General features: G+C 43.9%; 19 protein-coding genes and 2 tRNA genes. 12 read left to right on the forward strand and 9 right to left on the reverse strand.

What is annotated here, in order from left to right:
- Positions 1 to 24: 24 nt before the first annotated feature.
- The 3 genes from QWZ07_RS17380 to yejK all read right to left on the reverse strand — a co-directional run bounded on the left by QWZ07_RS17380 (position 25) and on the right by yejK (position 3,796).
- On the reverse strand, positions 25 to 1,203 hold the full coding sequence (locus tag QWZ07_RS17380; RefSeq protein ID WP_192852159.1) for a chemotaxis protein: 1,179 nt from the start codon (positions 1,201 to 1,203) through the stop codon (positions 25 to 27).
- A 75-nt stretch (positions 1,204 to 1,278) separates the two neighbouring features.
- Positions 1,279 to 2,685 (reverse strand): Hpt domain-containing protein, encoded by a 1,407-nt coding sequence (locus tag QWZ07_RS17385; protein WP_192852160.1) that lies wholly within the window; start codon positions 2,683 to 2,685, stop codon positions 1,279 to 1,281.
- A 106-nt stretch (positions 2,686 to 2,791) separates the two neighbouring features.
- Positions 2,792 to 3,796 carry a nucleoid-associated protein YejK gene (gene yejK / locus QWZ07_RS17390; protein WP_017111125.1) on the reverse strand — a complete coding sequence of 335 codons (1,005 nt, stop codon included), beginning with the start codon at positions 3,794 to 3,796 and terminating at the stop codon, positions 2,792 to 2,794.
- A gap of 84 nt (positions 3,797 to 3,880) precedes the next feature.
- Between yejK and QWZ07_RS17395 the strand changes: the two genes are divergently transcribed.
- The 4 genes from QWZ07_RS17395 to QWZ07_RS17410 all read left to right on the forward strand — a co-directional run bounded on the left by QWZ07_RS17395 (position 3,881) and on the right by QWZ07_RS17410 (position 6,565).
- Positions 3,881 to 4,108 carry a YejL family protein gene (locus tag QWZ07_RS17395; RefSeq protein ID WP_017107358.1) on the forward strand — a complete coding sequence of 76 codons (228 nt, stop codon included), beginning with the start codon at positions 3,881 to 3,883 and terminating at the stop codon, positions 4,106 to 4,108.
- Positions 4,109 to 4,136: 28 nt separating this feature from the next.
- On the forward strand, positions 4,137 to 5,945 hold the full coding sequence (locus tag QWZ07_RS17400; RefSeq protein WP_192852161.1) for a DUF3413 domain-containing protein: 1,809 nt from the start codon (positions 4,137 to 4,139) through the stop codon (positions 5,943 to 5,945).
- A gap of 138 nt (positions 5,946 to 6,083) precedes the next feature.
- Positions 6,084 to 6,174, forward strand: a tRNA-Ser gene (locus QWZ07_RS17405).
- Positions 6,175 to 6,474: 300 nt separating this feature from the next.
- Positions 6,475 to 6,565, forward strand: a tRNA-Ser gene (locus QWZ07_RS17410).
- 65 nt (positions 6,566 to 6,630) lie between these two features.
- On the opposite strand, the gene QWZ07_RS17415 is transcribed toward QWZ07_RS17410, so the two are convergent.
- On the reverse strand, positions 6,631 to 7,551 hold the full coding sequence (locus tag QWZ07_RS17415; RefSeq protein ID WP_192852162.1) for a histone deacetylase family protein: 921 nt from the start codon (positions 7,549 to 7,551) through the stop codon (positions 6,631 to 6,633).
- Between the two features lie 111 nt (positions 7,552 to 7,662).
- On the opposite strand from QWZ07_RS17415, the gene QWZ07_RS17420 reads away from it, so the two are divergent.
- From QWZ07_RS17420 to QWZ07_RS17430, 3 genes are read left to right on the forward strand one after another with little or no spacing between them, the layout of a single operon-like run.
- Complete coding sequence (locus QWZ07_RS17420) at positions 7,663 to 7,788, forward strand: hypothetical protein (protein WP_261891219.1); 126 nt, start codon at positions 7,663 to 7,665, stop codon at positions 7,786 to 7,788.
- A gap of 25 nt (positions 7,789 to 7,813) precedes the next feature.
- Positions 7,814 to 8,500: an SDR family oxidoreductase gene (locus tag QWZ07_RS17425; protein ID WP_192852163.1), complete on the forward strand. Its 687-nt coding sequence runs from the start codon at positions 7,814 to 7,816 to the stop codon at positions 8,498 to 8,500.
- A 7-nt stretch (positions 8,501 to 8,507) separates the two neighbouring features.
- The gene (locus QWZ07_RS17430) at positions 8,508 to 9,509 is read left to right on the forward strand and encodes a DUF3080 domain-containing protein (protein WP_192852164.1); all 1,002 of its coding nucleotides are present in this window, start codon (positions 8,508 to 8,510) and stop codon (positions 9,507 to 9,509) included.
- Positions 9,510 to 9,548: 39 nt separating this feature from the next.
- On the opposite strand, the gene QWZ07_RS17435 is transcribed toward QWZ07_RS17430, so the two are convergent.
- The 3 genes from QWZ07_RS17435 to QWZ07_RS17445 all read right to left on the reverse strand — a co-directional run bounded on the left by QWZ07_RS17435 (position 9,549) and on the right by QWZ07_RS17445 (position 15,118).
- On the reverse strand, positions 9,549 to 11,522 hold the full coding sequence (locus tag QWZ07_RS17435) for a DNA topoisomerase III (RefSeq protein WP_192852165.1): 1,974 nt from the start codon (positions 11,520 to 11,522) through the stop codon (positions 9,549 to 9,551).
- A gap of 838 nt (positions 11,523 to 12,360) precedes the next feature.
- Positions 12,361 to 12,909, reverse strand: coding sequence for an NAD(P)H nitroreductase (locus tag QWZ07_RS17440; RefSeq protein ID WP_012603510.1), 549 nt, complete (start codon positions 12,907 to 12,909; stop codon positions 12,361 to 12,363).
- A gap of 199 nt (positions 12,910 to 13,108) precedes the next feature.
- On the reverse strand, positions 13,109 to 15,118 hold the full coding sequence (locus tag QWZ07_RS17445) for an NADPH-dependent 2,4-dienoyl-CoA reductase (protein ID WP_029223573.1): 2,010 nt from the start codon (positions 15,116 to 15,118) through the stop codon (positions 13,109 to 13,111).
- Positions 15,119 to 15,397: 279 nt separating this feature from the next.
- Here QWZ07_RS17445 and sppA point away from each other — a divergent pair, with 279 nt between their 5' ends.
- Together sppA and ansA are read left to right on the forward strand one after the other, a co-directional pair.
- Positions 15,398 to 17,248 carry a signal peptide peptidase SppA gene (gene sppA, locus QWZ07_RS17450; protein ID WP_192852166.1) on the forward strand — a complete coding sequence of 617 codons (1,851 nt, stop codon included), beginning with the start codon at positions 15,398 to 15,400 and terminating at the stop codon, positions 17,246 to 17,248.
- A gap of 118 nt (positions 17,249 to 17,366) precedes the next feature.
- The gene (gene ansA / locus QWZ07_RS17455; RefSeq protein WP_017111133.1) at positions 17,367 to 18,383 is read left to right on the forward strand and encodes an asparaginase; all 1,017 of its coding nucleotides are present in this window, start codon (positions 17,367 to 17,369) and stop codon (positions 18,381 to 18,383) included.
- 106 nt (positions 18,384 to 18,489) lie between these two features.
- Here ansA and QWZ07_RS17460 read toward each other — a convergent pair whose 3' ends face one another.
- Positions 18,490 to 18,771 (reverse strand): YeaC family protein, encoded by a 282-nt coding sequence (locus tag QWZ07_RS17460; RefSeq protein ID WP_017107368.1) that lies wholly within the window; start codon positions 18,769 to 18,771, stop codon positions 18,490 to 18,492.
- Between the two features lie 113 nt (positions 18,772 to 18,884).
- Here QWZ07_RS17460 and QWZ07_RS17465 point away from each other — a divergent pair, with 113 nt between their 5' ends.
- Entirely contained in the window at positions 18,885 to 19,691 is an 807-nt protein-coding gene (locus QWZ07_RS17465) for a DUF2989 domain-containing protein (protein ID WP_029223574.1), read from the forward strand.
- A 142-nt stretch (positions 19,692 to 19,833) separates the two neighbouring features.
- On the opposite strand, the gene msrB is transcribed toward QWZ07_RS17465, so the two are convergent.
- Entirely contained in the window at positions 19,834 to 20,232 is a 399-nt protein-coding gene (gene msrB / locus QWZ07_RS17470; RefSeq protein ID WP_029225933.1) for a peptide-methionine (R)-S-oxide reductase MsrB, read from the reverse strand.
- A gap of 358 nt (positions 20,233 to 20,590) precedes the next feature.
- Between msrB and gap the strand changes: the two genes are divergently transcribed.
- Positions 20,591 to 21,586, forward strand: coding sequence for a type I glyceraldehyde-3-phosphate dehydrogenase (gene gap / locus QWZ07_RS17475; RefSeq protein WP_029223576.1), 996 nt, complete (start codon positions 20,591 to 20,593; stop codon positions 21,584 to 21,586).
- A gap of 243 nt (positions 21,587 to 21,829) precedes the next feature.
- Positions 21,830 to 22,714 carry a D-hexose-6-phosphate mutarotase gene (locus QWZ07_RS17480; RefSeq protein ID WP_192852167.1) on the forward strand — a complete coding sequence of 295 codons (885 nt, stop codon included), beginning with the start codon at positions 21,830 to 21,832 and terminating at the stop codon, positions 22,712 to 22,714.
- The last annotated feature ends 217 nt before the right edge of the window (positions 22,715 to 22,931 follow it).

Consider the following 22,931-nt stretch of genomic DNA (forward strand, 5'->3'; position numbering starts at 1 on the left):
TTAGTTACTGAATTAGTAATTTACTTATTTGTTGGCGGTTCGTTTACCCAACCAATAACCGATGCCTAACGGTGCAAAGAACACCACCAAGATAAACAGGATGAAGTAGATAATCACACTTTTGATTAGCTCCATCAGCTTATCAATCGCAAGCACAACCACTTCTTGAGAAACACGGTCTAGATCTTGAGTGAACAACTCTCTTTCTGAAGTCACAATACCGGCAATCTCGATGCGCTCTTTCTCAACCATCTGTACTAGCGCTTCTCTCTCACGCGTCACCATCTTTTCTAGTGCCACACGTTCATCGCTCAGCATCGCTAATTTTTGGTCTGTCTTATCGCTAAGGTCGTTTAGCAAGGGCTGCATTTCTGTCGACATAATAGAAGCCAGCGTTTGCATGTACTCAGGATTGTTTTCGATAAAGTCCTGCATGCTTGCTGATGTTTGACGAAGGCTTTCCAGCGTCTTAGACAGGTCTTCACCCGTTAAAGAGCTGTTCAAAGCAACCAACTCAGCTTTCCACGACATTAGCTTTGGCGTCTGATCAGCCATTACGCTTAAACGGTCTGATGCATCACTCATTGCTTCTGGCATGGTTCCCAAATTTTGCACGATTTGAGATTCATCTTTCCCTAAGTAAGTTAACCAATCGCGGTAAGCTGGTGTACTTCTGAATGCGAGATCTTTAAATGGGTGGCTAGCGGCAAACTGCGCGACGAACGCTTGGCTCTTCTTAAAGTCACCAGAACTCAATACGCCTTTTGCCAGTTTTTCTACTTCTTGAGTAAGCTCATGAGCGGTTTCTACTGCATGGCCAGTTACGAATAAGTCAGCACCGTCGCCTTGCGTATAAAACTGGTCCATTTGAGCGGTAAACACCCACGAATCAATTAACGCTGACATTGGAGAAGTTTGGTAAGCCGCTTGTTGAAGTCCCTGCTCTGCGTGGATCTTCCAAAGCAGTACATAAGATTGATGTAGGGTATCGTCAGCAGGATAAGATTGAGCGATAAAATCAGCCGAATCTTCTACGCGAGTAAAGAAAATCTTAGCGTATTCACGCGTCATAATCCGAGCATTCAGCTCTTGTTGAGTCAATGGTGTTGTTTGGCTATCTAACTTAACTTCTAAGAGAGAACAACCACTTAGAACAATACTAAGTACCCACACCATCAAACACTTACTAGAAACACGCAACATATACACCTCTGACAAAGACTAATGGCGCGGATTGTATGAGCACTTCGTCAGAGTATTGTCAAAACTCTCGCAAAATTAGTGCGATAGATCTAAATACGCCATGGCAGATTCGACCGAAGCCTGGATTGCCTGTTCTAACTCTTCAAGATCGTATTCACTGATCGCTCGTGATTGCTTCATTGTCATCTCAATACTGGCGGCAATAATCGCCAATCTCGATGCTTTAATGCTTCCGGCAACGCCTTTTAAGCTATGTACGATTCGAGCAGCAGACGTCTCGTCTTTTGTCAGCAAGGATTTGAATTTTGCATAGTCATCAGCATGGTCTTGCACAAACACGCCTAATAGCAATCCTACAGATTCAGCATCACCATCAAGAGTCTCTAGCATCTCTTCGATATCAATAGCAGGCTTTGAATCCGTCACACTTGCGATGTGTTTCTCAGCTAAATGAGCCTCTGTCTCTTGATGATTTGTTGATATCGCTTGAGGTTCATTCATTACTGGATGCTGGATCGATGGCGCTCTTTCTGGAACTGCGGCAACATCATGGTTAGCCTGTTTTACATCAGCGAGCGTGTCCTTTGAATCTGTCGTTTCTACTTGGTTCGCCGTGGCGTTCGAACCGTTTGCTCGTTTTCCTAAGTTGCTCTCTAGTTCATGGTCCGGATCACCTTCAGCTTGTGATGCATTCTTTCTAAAACTCACTCCCCATAAAATCAGCGCGATCATAGCAACCAAACTCAAACCTAAAGCTGCGAGTAGTAAATTGAACTGACTCTTATGGAATTGAGCTTCAAGCTTGATGATCTGCTCATTGACTGAATTTTTCTTAATCTTATCAACTAAATAATTAAGCTGGGCATAATCACCTAACAGCGTAGAAGCATCAGCAAGTAACTGTTGAATGGCTTCCTGCTCTTTGGTTTTTAACGAATAAGATCGTTTGAGAATAGAGTCAAAAGAACGATACGTCGCCGAGGAACTTTGATTGTCAGAATACATGGCTTCAAACACCACGACGCCAAATTCGTTTAACAGAGGCTTTAACTTAGAAGAGGTCTTCTTGTCAGCGCGCAATGCCTTGATGTTATCGACTATCGCCTGCACTTGGCTTTCTATCGGGATAAATTCATCGAACTTTTCTAAGAATTGGTCTGCGACATACAGCAGTTGGTTGACGTCAGGGCGGAAAAACGCATGCTCAAAGTCCGATTCAATCTGCAATCGAATCGAATACACCAACTGCGCATCAAGGGCTAGGTCATTAATACGAGAGACTCGGAGCGGTTCAGAGAAGTAAAGCGACTGCCTTAACTCGTTAACACGAATACCAAGCTCTTCAATTTGAGCTAGGGAATTATTGTAAGAACGGCTGAGCTGAAGGATGGCCAACGAAGGAAGTAACCATAGAGCCAGAAGTACAACCAAGAAAGTTGCAGGCTTTTTAAAGCGATGGGGCGTTGCCACTGATTGTTCCATCAATATTCCTTGTGCATGTCAGCCTCACACCGGTTCAGTTTTCGAGAGTGTAAAGCAGAAAATAAGCGACAACATCCCGCTGCCGCTATTATCCGTTAACTTCGGACTATGACTTATTGCGAGTCAATTGGTCACGCAAGTTCGGCGGCGTTCCTTTAATCGTTAGTGTATCTGTCTCCGGATCGTAAAAAATACGCTCACCAAGAAGCAGACTATCAAAACTAACATTCAAACCACCACCCGCACCAACAAATTTTGTTAGTTTACGCATAGTTGCGCGATCGGCTGGGAAGCTATCTTCTAACTCATAGCCCTGCTCACTAGTATAGTCAAAGAAGCTAGTGCCATCAGTGCTTGCTGGTAATTCACCAGAAAGTTCACGAACTTGAACTTCATCGCCCGCTTTTAGCTGTTCGTTACAGTAATCTGCAACCTGCTTTTTATAGCTGATCGCTTCTTCTTTCTCTAACTTAGAATCAGAAACGAAATCTTCAACCGCTTGCATCAGCACTTGGTTTTGTTGCTTAGCATCCAAGCCAACTTCTGCTTGAAGGAAGTCTAAGAAGAAATCAGCAACTTTACGGCCAACACGTCCCTTAATATATGTAAGGTAACGGTTTGACTCTTTGTCTGTGTCGTATGTTGAAAGATCAAGGCGCGCCACAATATCCATCTTAGAGATATCAAGGTAATCAGTCGCACTGATGTCTAGCCCTTCTGTCACTTTCAAACTTTGGTTCGAAGGCAGTAAACCGATGAAAAGGTAATCTGTCGCCAATGATTGATATTCAGCAAGTACCAAAGTGCCTTCATCAGCAAAAGGATACTTTGAAAGCTCATCTTTTAGACGTAGCGCACTTTTTTGAGAGAAATCATAAAAACTTTGCTCTCCCGCTCGAAATTCATGCAACGACTGCTGGAATTCGCTGTCGGATTTGAAAGAACCAAACCCTTTACCTGCTTTTGAGTTGAACACTCGGTGAAGCTCAGCCACGAGGCTTTCAGACGAAGCATCGTTTTCTAGAGATTCAGCACGGTAGTTAACAATCAGTTCTTCCTGATCGTTCTTGCTTAACTGGTGTAAAATTACGTTGGAAAGGTGAAGGCTCATAGTGAAAATATTACCGTTCAGGTTTCAGTTGTCGTGCATAGTAGGTTATCATAAGCCGCTTTTACTATCATTATTAGAGTCCTTATGCCGATTATATCTAAATACACAGATGAACAAGTTGAAAAAATCCTAGCTGAAGTAGGTGCTGTATTAACAAAGCACAAAGCTTCACCAGAACTTTCACTGATGATCGCTGGAAATATCGCAACCAATGTCTTAAATCAGAACGTTGCTGCTTCACAACGCAAAGGAATTGCTGAAAAATTTGCCGAGGCGTTGGTTTCTTCTCTTGAAGACAAACAGTCTCACTAAATTTGATTGACGGAAAAAAGAATTATAAATGGTAGACAGCGCAAACTCTTATAGCGATCGTGTATCTCGACTGGTTGGTTGGGGTCACTGGTTTGCATTTTTCAACATCATTGCTGCGATGTTGATAGGTACTCGTTATATTACTCAATCTGCTTGGCCAGAAACCTTGCTGGGTCAATTCTATTTGGCTGCATCTTGGGTTGGTCATTTTGGCTTTTTAGTGTTCGCGCTCTATCTATTAGTGCTGTTCCCGCTCACTTTTATTCTTCCGTCGAGGAAGTTATTACGTTTGGTTGCCGTTATCTTCGCGACCATAGGTTTAACTGTCCTACTGATTGATACCCAAACGTATCAAAATATAAACCTCCACCTGACACCTGTCGTGTGGGAGGTTTTATTCAGTGGAGAGGAATCTGCATTTACTTCTGATTTGCAGCACCTCTTCATTGTTATGCCGTTTATCTTCTTATTACAGCTCGGCCTATCTGAATGGGTTTGGCGTAAACAGCGTAAACTGTCTCATAAACACATTGGCCGTCCGATTACTGCCGTCTTCTTCTTGTGTTTCATCAGCAGCCACTTGACCTACATGTGGGCTGATGCGTATTTCTATAACCCAATTACTAGCCAGAAAGCGAACTTCCCACTGTCTTACCCAATGACAGCGAAAAGCTTTATGGAAAAACACGGCCTATTAGACCGTGAAGAGTACCTTGAGCGTTTAGAAGCGAATAAAGAGAACGCAAACCTAGTTAGCTACCCGCTAGAAAAAATTCAATACAACCGCCGCAGTGATGATCTTAATATCCTGATGGTGAGTGTGAACAATCTTCGCTCTGATGCGCTTAATGCCACAGCGATGCCAAACAGCTATGCCTACGCACAGCAATCGATCAACTTTACCAACCACTACAGTTCAAGTAACGATATGTTTGGTATCTTCGGTTTGTTCTACGGCCTTCCGAGCAGCTACGCAAGCAGCATCGAAGCTCAAGGTTCAAGTGCAGTACTGTTGGATGTTTTAGATAATCACAATTATAAGTTTGCGGCTTTCAGTGGCGATAACTTTGACGATGCTCTTTACTCGGAAATCATCTTCCGAGGCCGTGATGTTATGCCAGAGCAAGCAACTTATGATGACAAAAGCGCGATACAAGCTTGGTCTAACTGGATTCAATCACCGCAAGCTAAACGCCCTTGGTTTAACTTCATAGAACTGACCACGCTGGATAACTTCGCTGGCTACGATTCTAGTTCAGAGTCTGACTCTACATTAAGCACAGCAGAACGCTTTGCTGCAGACTATCAAAAGTCAGCTCAAGCGGCTGATGCTCAGCTTGCGACAATTTATGCAGAATTAGAACGTCTCGATCTAAAAGACAATACTGTGGTTATCATCACGTCGAACCACGGTACTGAATTTAATGAAACCAAGACCAATAGCTGGGGTGCAAACTCCAACTACAGTCGCTACCAGTTGCAGGTTCCGCTGTTTATCAGCTGGCCTGGTAAGTCTGCTTCTGAATATACGCATCGTTCGAGTCATTTAGATGTATCCGTAACACTGATGCAAGAGTTATTAGGTGTATCTTCGAACCCGACTGATTTCAGTAGCGGTCGTAGTCTGTTTAACGAGCGTAAGAGAAAATGGATCCTAGCGGGCGACTCTCGCGAATTGGCTCTTGTTACTGATCAACAAACAACGGTGCTAGATAAATTTGGTAACTACAAATTGTACGACCAGAATTATCAACGCCTGAAAAATGTAAGTCCTCGCTTACCTGTGTTGATGCAAGGTCTAACTGAACTACAGCGTTTCTACACAAAAAATGACTAATTAGTCTCCAAACAAAAAAGGGAAGCATGCTGCTTCCCTTTTTTATTGCCGCGAATGACCAGAAAACAAGCAACCAAACAAGATTATGATAATTAAGGGTTTACAAGGCACTCTCCCCCTTATATTATTCACGCCACTGGAGGGATGGCTGAGTGGTCGAAAGCACCGGTCTTGAAAACCGGCAACCGTTAATAGCGGTTCTAGGGTTCAAATCCCTATCCCTCCACCACATTCGAAAAGCCGCTGAGAAATCAGCGGCTTTTTTCGTTTCTGGTGTCTCGTAAATTTTTAAATACTGCTATTTCTGAGATATTCTATTTCTGCGTTACATAAGCCTTTCGTTCGCCGTTCTTGGTCATCGTTCTCAGTGAGTTCTCTTCTGTCTAGAACCAATACCAATCAACACACTTATTGTTACGTGAAATTTTCATCAATATAGATAAAAAACGACCAAACCGTTCATAAACAAAGCAAACAGTGTTTGTGGGGGTTTACAAGCGAATCACACCACTATATTATTCGCGGCACTGGAGGGATGGCTGAGTGGTCGAAAGCACCGGTCTTGAAAACCGGCAACCGTTAATAGCGGTTCTAGGGTTCAAATCCCTATCCCTCCACCACATTAAAGAAAGCCGCTGAGAAATCAGCGGCTTTTTTGTATCTGAAAATCACGCAGCTCAACGGTTCAGCTATTCAAAGCCAATGCAGCGTTTAGTAACTGCATGTGGATCGGCACCAGGTCTTTATGTTCCGACCGATAACCACCGCCCACAACACACGCCATTGGAATCGCTTTACTCTTTGCTAAATTGAGCATCAAGCAATCGCGTTCAAATATCCCTTGTGTAGAAATATTCAAATACCCCAATTCGTCATCTTGATGAATATCGACACCCGCATCATAGATAATCAAATCCGGTTGATGATGCGCAATCGCCAGCTTGGTGACTTGTTCAAAGCAACGCAGAAACTCTTCATCTTCTGTTTCACGGCTTAGTGGCACATCTAAATCAGATAGAGGTTTTCGTGCGGGGAAGTTTTTATCGCAATGAAACGACAGAGTAATAATGTCGTCATTATTTTGGCAAAGAGTTGCTGTACCATCGCCATGGTGAACATCACTGTCGACGATCAGCACTTTATCTATATGCTCAAAGGTTAATGCGTGCTTGGCCGCCAAGACCAGATCATTCAACAAACAGAAGCCACTGCCAAAATCTCGGTGCGCATGATGATAACCACCGCTGAGATGAATCGCTAAACCACTTTCGATGGCCATTTCTGCAGCCAAGCAGGTTCCACCACTTGAATAGAGTGTTCTTTCTATAAGTTGTTCACTCCACGGAAAGCCGATACGTCTCATTTTTGCTGCAGGCAAATTTCCAGAAACCAGCAAATCGACATATTCACCATCGTGTACCTGCTTTACTTGTTCTACCGAAACGGGCATTGGCTGGAACATTTCGAATGCATTACCCCATTTTGGATCGCTGTCCATGTGGTGCTTCACCGCACTGTGCAACAGTTGGTATTTATGGATTGGATAACGATGCCCTTCTGGTAAAGGCAACTGAGAATAAATTGGATGGTAAATTAAAGGAGTCATAGATCGGGCGTATTACGTATCAGTCTCAAAATCATAACAGTCTCAGACTTGGCGACAACCTTAATTAATGATAATAATTATCATTACCTTTAATTAATTCCAGAGACAACAATGAAAAACGTAATACTCATCTGTGGTGTGATCTGCGGCTCTGTCGCAGCAGTAATGATTTTCGTGAGCATGCTGATGGTCAGTTGGTGGAGCGTTGATTTTCTCGCGTTAACCCATCACACTTAACTGATTGAACTAACAAGGAATCATTATGAGCGTTATTTTTATCACTGGTGCGAACCGAGGTATTGGCTTAAGCCTAGCACGGCACTACGTCAATGATCGCCACACCGTGTATGCCACCTATCGCAATGCTTCCACAGCACAAGAGTTACTTGCTCTCGCAAACGAAAACAACAATCTTTCGTGCATACATCTCGACATCACGGACTATCAATCGGTCAATGAACTTCCTTCAAAGCTTGAATCCATCGATATTCTCATCAACAACGCAGGCTACTATGGCCCTAAAGGTTACGGATTAGGTAATACCGATGTAGAAGAATGGCGTCGTGTTTTCGAAACCAATACCATCGCTCCTCTCAAGCTCGTTGAATCCTTACTGCCTCTGCTAGCAAAGAGTCCAATAAAAAAGATCGCCTGTCTTTCATCAAGAGTGGGCAGCATGTCTGAAAACACATCAGGCGGAGGCTACATCTATCGTTCCTCTAAAGCGGCTCTAAACTCGGTTGTGAAGAGTTTAAGCAACGACTTGACCGATAATGGCTTTACAGTGTTAGCGTTACATCCTGGTTGGGTACAGACGGAAATGGGCGGCCCTAATGCTCTTATTGATACAGAGACTTCAGCTAAAGGCCTTGTGACTGTAATAGAGTCATCGAATACTGAAGTGAGTGGTCACTTCTTTAATTTCGATGGTAGCGAAATAGATTGGTAGCCGTCACATGGGTCGTCGCGTTATCTCAAGCTTACTCGTACGTTCAACACTGTTGTGTCTAACAATGGTGCTCACTGGATGTTTCGATGACAGCCCACAGAACTATTTCGACGACTATCAGACCAAAATCGCCAACGTGCAAGATGCTGACGAGATACAGGAAGACTGGGAGCTCGAAAGCTTACCGAGAAAGCGAGAGCTGTTTATTGAAGTTCCTTCACTCTCTATCGGGCTTATCGACAGTTATCAACTTCGACAATGTGGATTATTCAACCTGATTGCAGAAAGAAACTCTGTACTTGGGAAAGTCGCCGACGAGTTTAGAAATTACGATTATCAAGTCGCTCTACTGGAAGGTGTTGGTCAATGTTTATCTAATAACGAATTAGATCCAGAGATCGTAGAATTACTTAGAGAAATCGAGCAACAGAAACTCGCACAATTTCCACTGCACCAATGGAATCTCATCTATGCCAGTGAAGCTATGCAGTCGCAAATGCGTGGTAGCCAGTGGTTACGTGCTGATATTGGCGATCAAGTTCGACAGACAAGTGACGCGCTAGAGCACATAAATCAAGCGTTAAACACACCGCTCGTTTCCGGCAAGGCTACTGAGGTTCAAGAAGGATTAGAGAAGAGTTCGACGCTTGGGGATTTGTACTACTCACTATCTCGTGCTTCGGCAGAGCTTGATACCATCACCCAGCAGCTGACTACTTTTGACGCCAACATCATCTGTGGGAAGCAACGAGACACGACTAAGTTTCGCTATCTCAACAATGTGTTCGAACAACAGTATATTGACAGGGTTCAGCCTTACATGGCGCAATTGGATGGCTACTATCAGCAGCTAGCCCCGCAACTTGCTATGTTTGACGCACAGCCTGAACTACACAGTTATTACTTTCCCATCAAAGATGCGCATCAAGCCTTTCGATCATCCACTCGTCGCCATGTCGACTATTGGCAACAGCTGTTTAAGCGCTGCGGACGCAAGGTTGGGCGTTAATTCTAATATCGCCAATAAACAGCGGTTTGCTCTCAGTGCCTAACTTTTAGTACCTTTCTTAGCATACGTCCCTTTTTTGGCATAAGACTTCGCACCACCACCTTTGCGGCGTTTAAAAGCCGGTCTTTCGACTTTAGGAAGATGGCGCAGGGATTCAGGAACTTCACCCGTTTTTACCTTGCCCATCAAACCATCAATCTTGCTTTCTAACTCTTGCATGAAGGGTTGATACGCTTGATTTCGTTCAGCCATGCCTTGCAACTGATGCTCCCAGTGAGCGGTCATGTCGGGAAAGGTCGAGTCCTCAGGCAAGGCATTAATCAAACCTCTTCCCGCCGGGCTACTGTGAATGCTTTTACCTTGTCGAGTTAGTAACTGCCTTTTGAACAAAGTATCTAAAATGCCCGCACGAGTTGCTTCTGTTCCAAGGCCATCGGTCTCTTTCAAAATAGCTTTAAGGTCTTTGTTCGCAACAAAGCGCGCAATACCGGTCATCGCTTGGAGCAATGTCGCTTCTGTGAAGTGTTTTGGCGGCTCGGTTTTCTTGTCGCCAATGACACCTTCACGACAAGTCAGCACCGTTCCTTTATCCAGTGGAGGAACCGTATCTGTGCCGTCGCCTTTCTCTTCGGTGTCCGTTTTACCCATCAACACCTTCCAGCCTGGATTAATCAATTGGCGCCCTTTTGCGATGAACACGCCACCAGCGATATCAAACACAAGCTTGGCATCGGCAAAAATGGCCGGCGGATAAAACTGCATCAGATACTGACGAGCGATTTGCTGATAGATTTTCATCTCATTAGCAGACAGGCCGTTCACCGATGATTTTTTCGGTGTTGGGATTATCGCGTGGTGAGCATCGACCTTACTGTCGTTCCATGCTTTGGATTTAAGAGAAAGATCCGCACCTTGAGCACCACTTTGCAGCTCTTTCGCATTATTAGCGATAGCATCGACTACCGACTCTCGTTGCGAGTAGTGATCTTTAGGCAGGTATCGGCTGTCAGAACGTGGGTAAGTGATGAGTTTGTGTTTCTCATACAATGACTGACAAGTATCGAGTACCTGTTGAGCACTCATTCCAAAACGCTTGGACGCGTCAATTTGTAGAGCTGACAGTGAGTAAGGAAGTGGCGCAGCTTGTTTGCTTTGCTTCTGCTCTGATTCCGTCACGGTTGCAGGTTGGTTCGTAATTCGCTGAGCCACGTTCTCAACCAGTTTTCGATTGAGCACCCGGCCTTCTTCATCTTGCCATGGCTTACATGCTTCGCTTGGTTTCCAACGCGCACGAATATCAAAGCTCTGGCCGTTATTTTGATATGGGATCAAAGCATGCAGCGTGAAGTAATCTTTAGGAATGAAGTTTTCGATCTCTTCATCACGCCTTACGACCAAACCAAGAACAGGCGTTTGTACTCGTCCTACCGACAACACGCCTTGGTAGCCCGCCTTTTGACCAAGCAAGGTATACGCGCGAGTCATGTTCATGCCATAAAGCCAATCGGCTCTAGAGCGCGCCAATGCAGAAATAGAAAGTGGAATAAAATCGCGGTTACTGCGCATTTGAGAGAGCGCACGCTTTACCGCTGGCAAGTTCAAGTCACTGATAAGCAACCTGTCCATCGACTCTTTCTTAGCCTTAGACACCTTGCAGTAATCAATCACTTCATCAACCAGCAACTGCCCTTCTCTATCCGGGTCACCCGCATGGACAATTTGGGTCGCGTCCTTCAATAGCTTTCGGATCACCGTAAGCTGTTTGCTTGAAGTTTTACGCGGTCTCAGCTGCCATTGCTCTGGCACAATAGGAAGATCGGCGAGGTTCCATTTCTTATAACGGTCGTCATAAGCATCCGGCTCAACCTGCTCCAATAAGTGTCCAATACACCAAGTCACCACATCCCCATTGCCACATTTAATAAACCCTTGGTCTTTCTTTTGTGGATTAGGTAGTGCGGCGGCGATCGCGCGGCCTAGGCTTGGTTTTTCAGCAATAATAAGGCGAGACATGTTTTTCCAGATGCTACAAACAATTAGGGCCACATTATCTAATGTGGCCCTAATAAATCAAGGAAAACTGGTTGTTTATACAGTTAGCATTCAAAAAACTACTGACTAGTAAATATGCACTGCTAAATACTTGCCTGATATAAGCTTTCGTTACTAGCTTCCTTGCTTTGAGTCTTCCAATAACTATTCGGCTACTACCTGCAATGACTCTAGAAAAAGCAACGATTTTGACACTATATTATTGGTTTTATTTATTTTTCCTAAAGAGAGAACTAACGTAATAATAATGAATTGATCTTGGTCAGCTTGGGGCTTTTATTGACCTAAATCAATACTCAAAGTTGGTGGTTCTCGTTAAATACGAGAAAATATAGCAGGTAAATAGTATAGAAAAGCACGCTATATTGTTCAGTTAAAATCAAGCAAGCACAACATATCGTGGTAAAGGAAAATCAACTTAAGAGAGGAATAGAATGACAATACACAGGCAATAAAAAAGCCCACACTAGTGTGGACTTATTTATCAGTATCACGCACGTTGCATTAACAAAGTTTGAATCCTTCTCCTACAAAGGGCACAGACTTCTGAACAATGATTACGATTACTAATTTCACGACGAATCATATCAAAGTTTGAGTTAAAGACAATGTGCAATTCTTGGCACAAAGCGAGAGCATAAAATATGTTTCAAAAACTAACTAATTTGTTAGATTTTATCGAATCAGTCTTAGCAATTATAGATTTCTTAGTTGCTGATGAATTTCAACTACCTACGGCTATTATAACTTTGATCGCAAGATTCAGTTTGTAAGTCGAATTGGGCTGCTTTCAAAGTATCTATAAGAACTCGACGAACTTTGAGAAGTCACGCTCTGGCACTTTCATTGGCGTACAGCCCGGAGTGCCTAGGTATAGGAAACCAACAATTTCGTCATCGCCTTCTAGGCCGAAAGCTTGGTGCACTTCAGGGTGGAACATCCATTTACCTGAACGCCAAAAACCTTGGAAACCTTGTGCGACTGCCGCCATTTGCATAGCTTGCGCAGCGCAACCTGCAGAAAGATGTTGTTCGAACGCAGGCACTTTTTCGTGCTCAGTTACCTTTGCGATGATAGTGATCACCATTGGAGCTCGGAACGGCGCTTTCTTTACTTTCTCAATCACCGCTTCTTCGCTTTTATCCGCTTCGGCAGCACGAACCAAGATATCTGAAAGTTTCTGTAACCCTGAGCCTTGTGCGATAACAAAGCGCCACGGTGTCAGAGCGCCATGGTCTGGAGCTCGTAAACCTGCTTTGATGATATTTTCTAACGCGACACCTTCAGGTGCTGGATCAGAGAGTTTTGCGATAGAGCGTCTGTTGAGCAATAGATCCAAAGCATCCATTTGAAGTCCTTACTAATTTTTATTGTTTGTATAGTTGAACTGTAGCACAGAATACAAACGATAATAAATCTCAACGGCTGTCCAACTGACACAATAGTTCAAACAATATTGGAAACAATAAAGGCTCCTAAATCTATGACTTAGGAGCCTTATTTACAGGTTTAGTTCAAGTTTATGAACGAGTGTATTCTGTTTGTTGTTAGAGTTTAATTGCTAACTCAACACCTTGGCGAATAGCACGTACCGCATCAAGTTCACCCGCGTAATCAGCACCACCGATCACGTGCAGTTTGCCACCAAACTCTTGCCACATGTCTTCAAACGGGCGAACAGAAACTTGACCCGCACACACGATAACGGAATCGGCATCGAGTACCTGCTCTTTCTTATCAATCGTAATATGCAGACCTTGGTCATCAATCTTGTTGTAGCTGACGCCACCTAATAGGTTAACGCCACGTTTTTCTAGAGTACGCTTATGAATCCAACCAGTAGTTTTACCCGGGCCTTTACCCACACGACCGGCTTTACGCTGCATCACCCAAACCGTTTTGTCACTGAACGAATCAGGGTAAGGATAAAGTCCACCTGGATGTTCCATGTTCTTATCAATGCCCCACTCATGCAGCCAATCGTCCAAGCTATGAGAAGTCGGCTCAGTGAGCATGGTTGCCACATCAATACCGATACCACCAGCACCAACAATCGCAACCTTTTCGCCTACAGGTGTCTTTTCACGAATTAAGGTTTGGTAATCGACTACCTTTTCTTGGTCAATCCCTTCGAGGTTAAGCTTTCTAGGTTCAACACCCGCCGCCATAACGACTTCATCGTACTTAAGCAGCATCTCAAACGTCGCTTCAGTATCGAGTTTAAGATTTACGCCAGCTGCATCAATTTGGTTCGCAAAGTAACGAATGGTTTCTCTAAATTCTTCTTTCCCCGGAATCTGCATCGCCAGTCTAAATTGGCCACCGATTCGGTCATTTTTCTCAATCAAGTCAACCGTGTGTCCACGCTGCGCTAACGTTGTCGCGCAAGCTAGACCTGCGGGGCCAGCACCGACTACGGCAATAGTTTTAGTGGCTTGAGCAGGTTGAACAACAATTTCTGTTTCGTAACACGCTCGTGGGTTAACTAAGCAGCTCGCTCTTTTACCTTTGAATACGTTATCAAGACAAGCTTGGTTACAACCGATACAAGTATTAATAAATTGAGCTTGGTCTTGAGCGGCCTTATTAACGAAATCGGGGTCAGCCAAGAATGGGCGAGCCATAGACACCATATCCGCCTGACCAGAGCTGAGAATGCGTTCTGCTTCTTCTGGCGTATTGATGCGGTTACATGTCACCACTGGGATAGACACATATGGTTTCACCTTTTCCGTCACCCAAGAGAAAGCACCACGTGGTACCTGAGTCGCAATCGTAGGAACACGAGCTTCGTGCCAACCGATACCCGTGTTGATAATGGTCACGCCCGCTTCTTCAAGCTTTTGAGCAAGCAATACAACATCTTCAAACGTGCTGCCTTGTTCAACCAAATCAAGCATCGATAGTCTGAAAATAATAATAAAATCGTCGCCAACGGCTTCACGAATCGACTTAACAATCTCTAATGGGAAGCGCATGCGTTTTTCATAAGAACCGCCCCATTCGTCGTAACGCATGTTGGTACGCTTACAGATGAATTGGTTAATCAAGTAACCTTCAGAGCCCATGATCTCGACACCGTCATAACCGGCAACTTGAGCAAGCTCCGCGCTATTTGCAAAGGCATCAATGGTTTTCTTAATCTGACGCGGGCTCATTTCGCTCGGTGCGAATTTAGCGATAGGCGCTTTAATGCCCGAAGCACTTTGAGCAAAAGGGTGCATCGCGTAGCGGCCAGCATGCAACAATTGAAGGGCAATTTTACCGCCATGTTTGTGCACGGCCTCTGTGACAACTTGGTGAGCTTTCGCGTGTTTAACCTTGCTGAACTCAGCACTGAACGGAGTTAATCTGCCACGTAGATTTGGAGAAAAACCACCGGTTACAATAAGGCCAACGCCTCCTCTAGCTCGCTCTTCGTAAAATGCGGCGAGTTTGTGTAGGCCTTCTTTATTTTCTTCTAAACCCGTGTGCATTGATCCCATCAATACACGGTTACGTAACTGAGTAAATCCAAGATCGAGTGGTTCGAGTAAATGTGGGTACATGGCAGACATCACTTCTATTATTTTATCCTTGTGGTCAGACCACAGTATAGCTCAATCACCAAAAGTTCAAACAACCGTTTACATTTTTGTAACACCGATCATAATGCAGGACGTATTAATCGTTCAAAAGTCCTTAATATGACTACACTTAATGAGAATATATATCGATTAACAATTCTTGGTGTAGTTTGAGCTAGGGAATTATCGTAGGATACTAAGCAGTTAATATTATTGAGATTAATGGTACTACGACTTGTTAAAGCGACGTAATCTCACTGTGGAGACAGAATGAAAAAAATATTCAAATTTATCGGTATGATCTTTAAAGGGATTTGGAAGCTCATTACGTTTGTGCGTCTTGCGCTTGTTAACCTATTCTTTTTGCTCAGTATCGCCATTATTTACTTTGTGTACTTTCACTCAGATACGACTCAACCAACCGTTCCGCAACAATCGGCATTGGTACTTAACCTTTCAGGGCCGATTGTCGAGCAAAGTCGCTACATTAATCCGATGGACTCCGTAACAGGTTCACTGCTTGGCAAAGACCTCCCGAAAGAGAATGTCCTGTTTGATATCGTTGAAACGATTCGCTATGCCAAAGACGACGAAAACGTCACTGGTCTGGTTTTAGCACTCAAAGAGCTGCCAGAAACCAACCTGACCAAGCTTCGTTACATTGCTAAGGCTCTTAATGAATTCAAAGCAACAGGTAAGCCGATTTATGCGGTGGGTGACTTTTACAACCAAAGCCAGTACTACCTAGCCAGTTACGCTAACAAAGTCTTCTTATCACCAGACGGCGGCGTGCTGCTTAAAGGCTACAGTGCTTACTCGCTATTCTACAAAACTCTATTAGAGAAGCTTGACGTAAATACGCACGTGTTCCGCGTCGGTACTTACAAGTCTGCAATCGAACCTTTCATTCGCGACGACATGTCAGACGCAGCGAAAGAGTCCGCTTCTCGTTGGTTAGGCCAACTGTGGGGCGCATACGTTGATGATGTCTCTAACAACCGTCAAATCGATGCGAAAACACTGAATCCAAGCATGGACACCTTCTTAAAAGAGCTTGAGTCTGTTGACGGCGATATTGCAAAACTGGCCGAGAAACTTGGCTTAGTTGATGAACTGGCAACACGCCAACAAGTTCGATTAGAGCTGGCAGATGTATTCGGCAGTGATGGCCAAGATAGCTACAACGCATTTGGTTACTACGAATACCGTTCAACCATGCTTCCAGACATGACCAGCGAATCACATGATGTGGCAGTTATTGTTGCTAGCGGCGCCATTATGGATGGTAAGCAGCCAAGAGGTACTGTTGGTGGTGATACCACTGCAGCCCTACTTCGCCAAGCTCGTAACGACGACAAAGTGAAAGCGGTTGTGCTTCGTGTAGATAGCCCGGGCGGCAGTGCCTTTGCTTCAGAAGTGATTCGCAACGAAGTCGAAGCGCTTAAAGAAGCCGGCAAACCGGTTGTGGTTTCCATGTCTAGCCTTGCTGCTTCTGGTGGTTACTGGATCTCAATGGGTGCAGACAAAATCCTAGCGCAACCAACCACGCTAACGGGGTCAATTGGTATCTTCAGTGTTATTACAACCTTCGAAAAAGGTTTGAACGACATTGGGGTTTACACAGATGGTGTCGGCACATCACCTTTCTCTGGCCTTGGTATTACTACAGGCTTAAGCGATGGCGCGAAAGATGCGTTCCAAATGGGCATTGAAAATGGCTACCGCCGATTCATTAGCTTAGTTGGAGAAAACCGTGGCTTGGAAGTCGATGCTGTCGATAAGATTGCTCAAGGTCGAGTATGGACGGGTCAAGATGCGATGCAGAAAGGTTTAGTGGATGAGATTGGTGACTTTGATGACGCAATTGAAGCGGCCGCTTCACTCGCTGAACTAGAAAGCTACAATATCTACTGGGTAGAAGAGCCTCTTACGGCGACTGAACAGTTTATTCAGCAATTTATGAACCAAGTACAGATGTCGATAGGTCTTGATATTCAATCGATGATACCAAGCAGTTTACAGCCTGTTACTCAGCAGTTAGCTCAAGATAGCCAACTATTAGGCAACTTTAACGACCCACAAGGACGTTATGCTTTTTGCTTAAACTGCCAAGTTCAATAGGTTAACCCAAAAGCTCAATGATCGAGAGGCGCCTCTGTGTGAGGTGCCTCTTTTTATTGCACGATAATTCGCTATAATCGCCCCCCTGTTCCCTACATCACACTAAGTAATCATCGCCATGGAAAGAAAACACATCTATATCGCGTACACCGGCGGCACAATTGGCATGCAAAAATCTGCAGATCACGGCTATGTTCCTGTCGCTGGTTTTATGGATAAGCAGCTAGCTGGCATGCCTGAGTTCCATCGCCCAGAGATGCCTGAGTACACCATTCACGAATATTCTCCACTTATGGACTCTTCAGATATGACGCCACTTGATTGGCAAACTATCGCTGATGATATTCGCGCGAACTACGATAAATACGATGGTTTCGTTATCCTGCATGGCACAGACACAATGGCTTACACCGCCTCAGCTCTGTCTTTCATGTTAGAAAACCTCGGCAAACCTGTGATTGTTACGGGCTCTCAGATCCCATTAGCAGAGTTACGTTCAGACGGACAAGCAAACCTACTGAATGCACTGCACATTGCAGCAAACTACCCTATCAACGAAGTGACACTGTTCTTCAACAACAAGTTGATGCGTGGTAACCGCAGCACAAAATCACACGCTGATGGCTTCAATGCATTTACCTCTCCAAACCTGACCCCATTGCTAGAAGCGGGTATCAATATCCAGATCAGCAATAACGTAAAGGTAAACGAACAACCTGAAGGTGCTTTCAAGGTTCATAACATCACACCGCAACCCATCGGTGTGATCACTATGTACCCTGGCATATCACATGAAGTGATCCGTAACACGCTACTACAGCCTGTTAACGCGATGATTCTGCTTACTTTTGGTGTTGGTAATGCGCCACAGAACCCAGAACTGCTTCAGCACCTAAAAGATGCCTCTGAACGTGGTGTGATTGTGGTTAACCTAACTCAATGTTTGGCGGGTAAAGTCAACATGGGTGGTTACGCGACGGGTTGTGCGTTAGCGGAAGCTGGCGTGGTGAGTGGTTACGATATGACACCAGAAGCAGCACTTGCGAAACTGCATTACTTGCTCAGCCAAAACCTTGGCTACGAAGAAGTAAAAAATAAGATGCAACAAGTGTTACGCGGTGAGATGAGCTTGTAAGTAAGCGGATATTTTAAAGCAAGTTATTTAGATTTATTGCTTACAAATAAACAGCTTAACATTAAAAAGGGGTGGCACAGTGCCTCCCCTTTGTTGTAATTTAAGCCTAATGATTCGGGTTAACCCTAACAATATCTTCTTGGTCTGATTTAAACTGTTTCTTGAGTTCAGCCTTTGATTTAAAGCTAATATCACCACCAGCCGCAATCGTCATATGCTGAGCTTCATCATTATGTTTAGATTGGTATAACATGACAGCTTGCATACACGAATCACGTTGTTCTTTGGAAAGCGCCGTACCTTCTGGCCATTTACCCGTTTCAACGGCATAAGTTAAACGCTCGTAGACCTCAGGAGTCATTGCGCTAAGAAGTTGTTCTGCATCCATGATAGAGCCCTAGTTTTAACAATTTTCACCAGAAAATAACCTGTAACAGAATTGAGTCAAGAACCTCACCGAAAATAAGTGTAATTGATCACAAGTGAAGGAATATGAAGATTATGAAATGGTTGGCTATTGGCATATTGCCTCTTGCGCTTGCTGGTTGCCTTGAAGGGAACAAGAACACGGATCAGCTATGCCAAAGCAATTCGGCATTACAATGTGAACAGCTCAATATGAACGACGGACAATGCCGTGTGGCACGTACCGATCTCATCTGGCATCGCTTCGAAGTTCTAAAACAACCAACCGAAATCAATAAGATCAAAGAATTTGAGTTGGTCGCCTCTTATAAGAAGTGTCTAGAGTTGGCTGCACAAATTGAAACCATCGATCAATCTAAACTTCAAGAACGTCGCTTCACGGCTTTAATGCATAGTATTGAAGAATCTGAACGAATCGTTAAAGAGCTGTCTCAATCGGATACACCAGAAACGCTCTACTTCTTGTGGTCACAAACCGGTGACACCAATGCCAGACGCAGTTTCTTGCAGCTAGAAGGAAAAGAAGCGTTAAACACGGCAGAAATGCAATATGCATTAGCCACCTTCTACACGACTCGTGATCATGAAAAAACTTTAACGCTGCTCAATAATGCTTTAACGCTTTCCAATGGTTCTGCCGTCAATACTGAAATTTTCAAATCCATGGCCAGTATTAATCACAGCTTAGGCCATTTAGAGAAAGCGTATTTATGGGCTATGGTCGCCAAAGATTTTGATGTACCCATCGCTTCAGAAGCAGAACTTAATGTGTTGTATCGTTTCGACAAACCTCAATACAAGCAATTCAATGATGATGCCGAAAAGATTGTCGAAGCCATTGAAGACGGCGTTTACACCGCATCCATAGTGCCGAACTATTAGCTTTTGATTTCTAAATGCACAAAAAAACAGCTACCTTCATGGTAGCTGTTTTTATTTGTACTAGAGTTAACCCTACCCACTTGGCTATTCATCCCTTTAAGTGCCTGAAAGCAACTTGTAAGGATTAGACAATAGTTACAAGTTATTTCGTAGTTTTGTCATTTTTGTTGAAAATTAACGACACTGAGTTAACACAAAATCGCTCACCGGTTGTCTTAGGTCCATCAGGGAAAACGTGACCTAAATGGCTATCACAGGCTGCACAACGGATCTCTACACGCTTCATTCCGTGACTTAGATCTTCTATATAGCGTACTGCTTCATCATTCACAGGGGCGTCAAAGCTAGGCCAACCGCACCCTGAATCATATTTGTTATCCGATATAAACAAAGGGGTTTCACAGCAGGTACAGCTATAGATACCCGTATCATGGTTATGTAACAACTTACCGCTATAAGGGGCCTCAGTACCACGTAGTCGACACACCTCATATTCATCATCAGTTAGGCGTTCACGCCAGTATTCATCAGGCTTTGTCATATTTTCTTCCTCGTGAATCACGTTAATATCCGTCCACATTCTCTTTTATTATATTTACTTTTTTCTATAAAGGCTTGCATATGAGTCGTTTTGTAGCACATACTTTCTCACCAGGAAACATTGTACATATACACTCATAAGTGAATCATCATTTAGGGGTATTTTACCCAACTGGAAGGGTTCAGAGCCAGTCGCAATGGTCAAATTTCAACCACTTACACCCAATTGTTAAGAAAAGCGTCGCTTTTTTTTGACATTAAACAAGTTAAGTCGGATTATCTATTGCAGATGTATACTGGATTCTGTAATTTTACTACCAGTTATCTTTAATCAGAAATTAAGTTGTGGAGCAACTACAATGACTATCAAAGTAGGTATTAATGGTTTTGGCCGTATCGGTCGTTTCGTATTCCGTGCAGCGCAAGAGCGCAATGACATCGAAGTTGTTGGTATCAACGACCTTATCGACGTTGAATACATGGCATACATGCTTAAGTACGACTCAACTCACGGCCGTTTCAACGGTACTGTTGAAGTTGAAGGCGGTAACCTAATCGTTAACGGTAAAACTGTACGTGTTACAGCTGAGCGTAACCCAGAAGATCTTAAGTGGGATGCTATCGAAGTAGACGTAGTTGCTGAAGCAACTGGTCTTTTCCTAACTGACGAGACTGCACGTAAGCACATCACTGCTGGCGCTAAGAAAGTAGTTCTTACTGGTCCTTCTAAAGATGCAACTCCAATGTTCGTAATGGGCGTTAACCAAGCATCTTACGCTGGTCAAGACATCGTTTCTAACGCTTCTTGTACTACTAACTGTCTTGCACCTATCGCTAAAGTACTTAACGATAAGTGGGGCATTGAGTCTGGTCTTATGACTACAGTTCACGCTACTACAGCAACTCAAAAAACTGTAGATGGCCCTTCTGCTAAAGACTGGCGCGGTGGCCGTGGTGCTTCTCAAAACATCATCCCATCTTCAACTGGTGCTGCTAAAGCTGTAGGCGTTGTTCTTCCAGAACTAAACGGCCTTCTAACTGGTATGGCTTTCCGTGTACCAACTGCTAACGTATCTGTAGTTGACCTAACTGTTAATCTAAAAGAAGCTGCATCTTACGAAGAAATTTGTGCTGCAATGAAAGAAGCTTCTGAAGGCGAAATGGCTGGCGTTCTTGGTTACACTGAAGACCAAGTAGTATCACAAGATTTCATCGGTGAAGTTCAAACTTCAGTATTCGATGCTAAAGCTGGTGTTGCTCTAACTGACAAATTCGTTAAAGTTGTATCTTGGTACGACAACGAAATCGGTTACTCAAACAAAGTTCTAGACCTAATCGCTCACATCTCTAAGTAATTTCTTTTTAGAAATCGCTTTAGATAAGCATTAGCGAAGACTGTTTTGAGCAGACTTTGAAAAAGGCGACCTTAGTGTCGCCTTTTTAATACCTGCTATCTTTTAAACGACTTCCGACTTCAATCCCGATCACCAAAACACTGAAATTCAATTCCAATACTGACTCTGCTTGTCACTCATAAAATCACAAGCACCCTAGTTCTTGTCAGCATTTGAATTCAATTTCCTTAGAAGGATCATGTAATGGATTTATCTACTCTACCTGCACTGACTGTACTTTCTGACAACGTCACTATCGTTGAACACGAAGGTGTAAAACTGGTTCGCGTTATCCACGATAAAGCAAACGCAGCGATTTCGTTGTTTGGCGGTCATGTGGTGTCATTTCAACCACAAGGTCAAGAAGACCTGATTTGGATGAGCCAACAAGCTAAATTCGACGGAAAAACAGCCCTACGTGGCGGTATTCCAGTATGTTGGCCTTGGTTTGGTCGTATTGCAGCACCTGCACATGGCTTTGCACGTTCAAGCGAATGGCAATTGGTTGAGCACCGTGAAAGCGAAGCTGGCGTAATTGTTAGCTTAGGCCTAAAACCTAGTGAAACGACTCTGGCAGTATGGCCTCATCAATTCGATGCTCGATTGAACGTTGAGATTGGCGACCAACTAAAAGTAACTTTGGATGTGAAGAACATAGATTCGCAACCATGGACTTTCTCTGGCGCACTGCACACTTACCTAAATGTCGGTGATATTCACAATACTACGACAACAGGTATGGGTGCTGAGTACATAGATAGCCTACAAGGTGGCAAGATCTGCCAAGGTGGTACTGAGCTAGTACTGACTGACACTATTGACCGTGTTTACACACAGCCAGAAGCTCAAATTCTTGTTGCCGACAAAAAATTGGATCGAACACTAACGGTTGAGAACCACGGTCATAACTCTGCAGTATTGTGGAACCCGTGGGCGGAAGGCGCTGCAGGTATGGGCGATATGCAAAACGACGGTTACCTAACCATGATGTGTGTAGAATCAACACTACACGCACCAAGCCTAGAAACAGGCAAAACGCTACAGCCTGGCGAAAGCCACCAGCTGATTACGGTGATTTCTTCAAACTAGGCCTCTAGCGAATTTAATTAGACAAAAAATGCAGCTCATAACGCTGCATTTTTTATTGCCCCTAACCTCACACGTACCGTCCAGTAATCAACGTCTTAACACAAGCCAGTAGTCCATCGCCTCTTCGTTTAAACCCACGCCACATGGTTCCCATCACTCTAGTTTATAAATATAACCATCAATTCATTAATTATTATCAATTACTGCCGATAAATAA

It is taken from the genome of Vibrio lentus (assembly GCF_030409755.1).
Lineage (GTDB): Bacteria > Pseudomonadota > Gammaproteobacteria > Enterobacterales > Vibrionaceae > Vibrio > Vibrio lentus.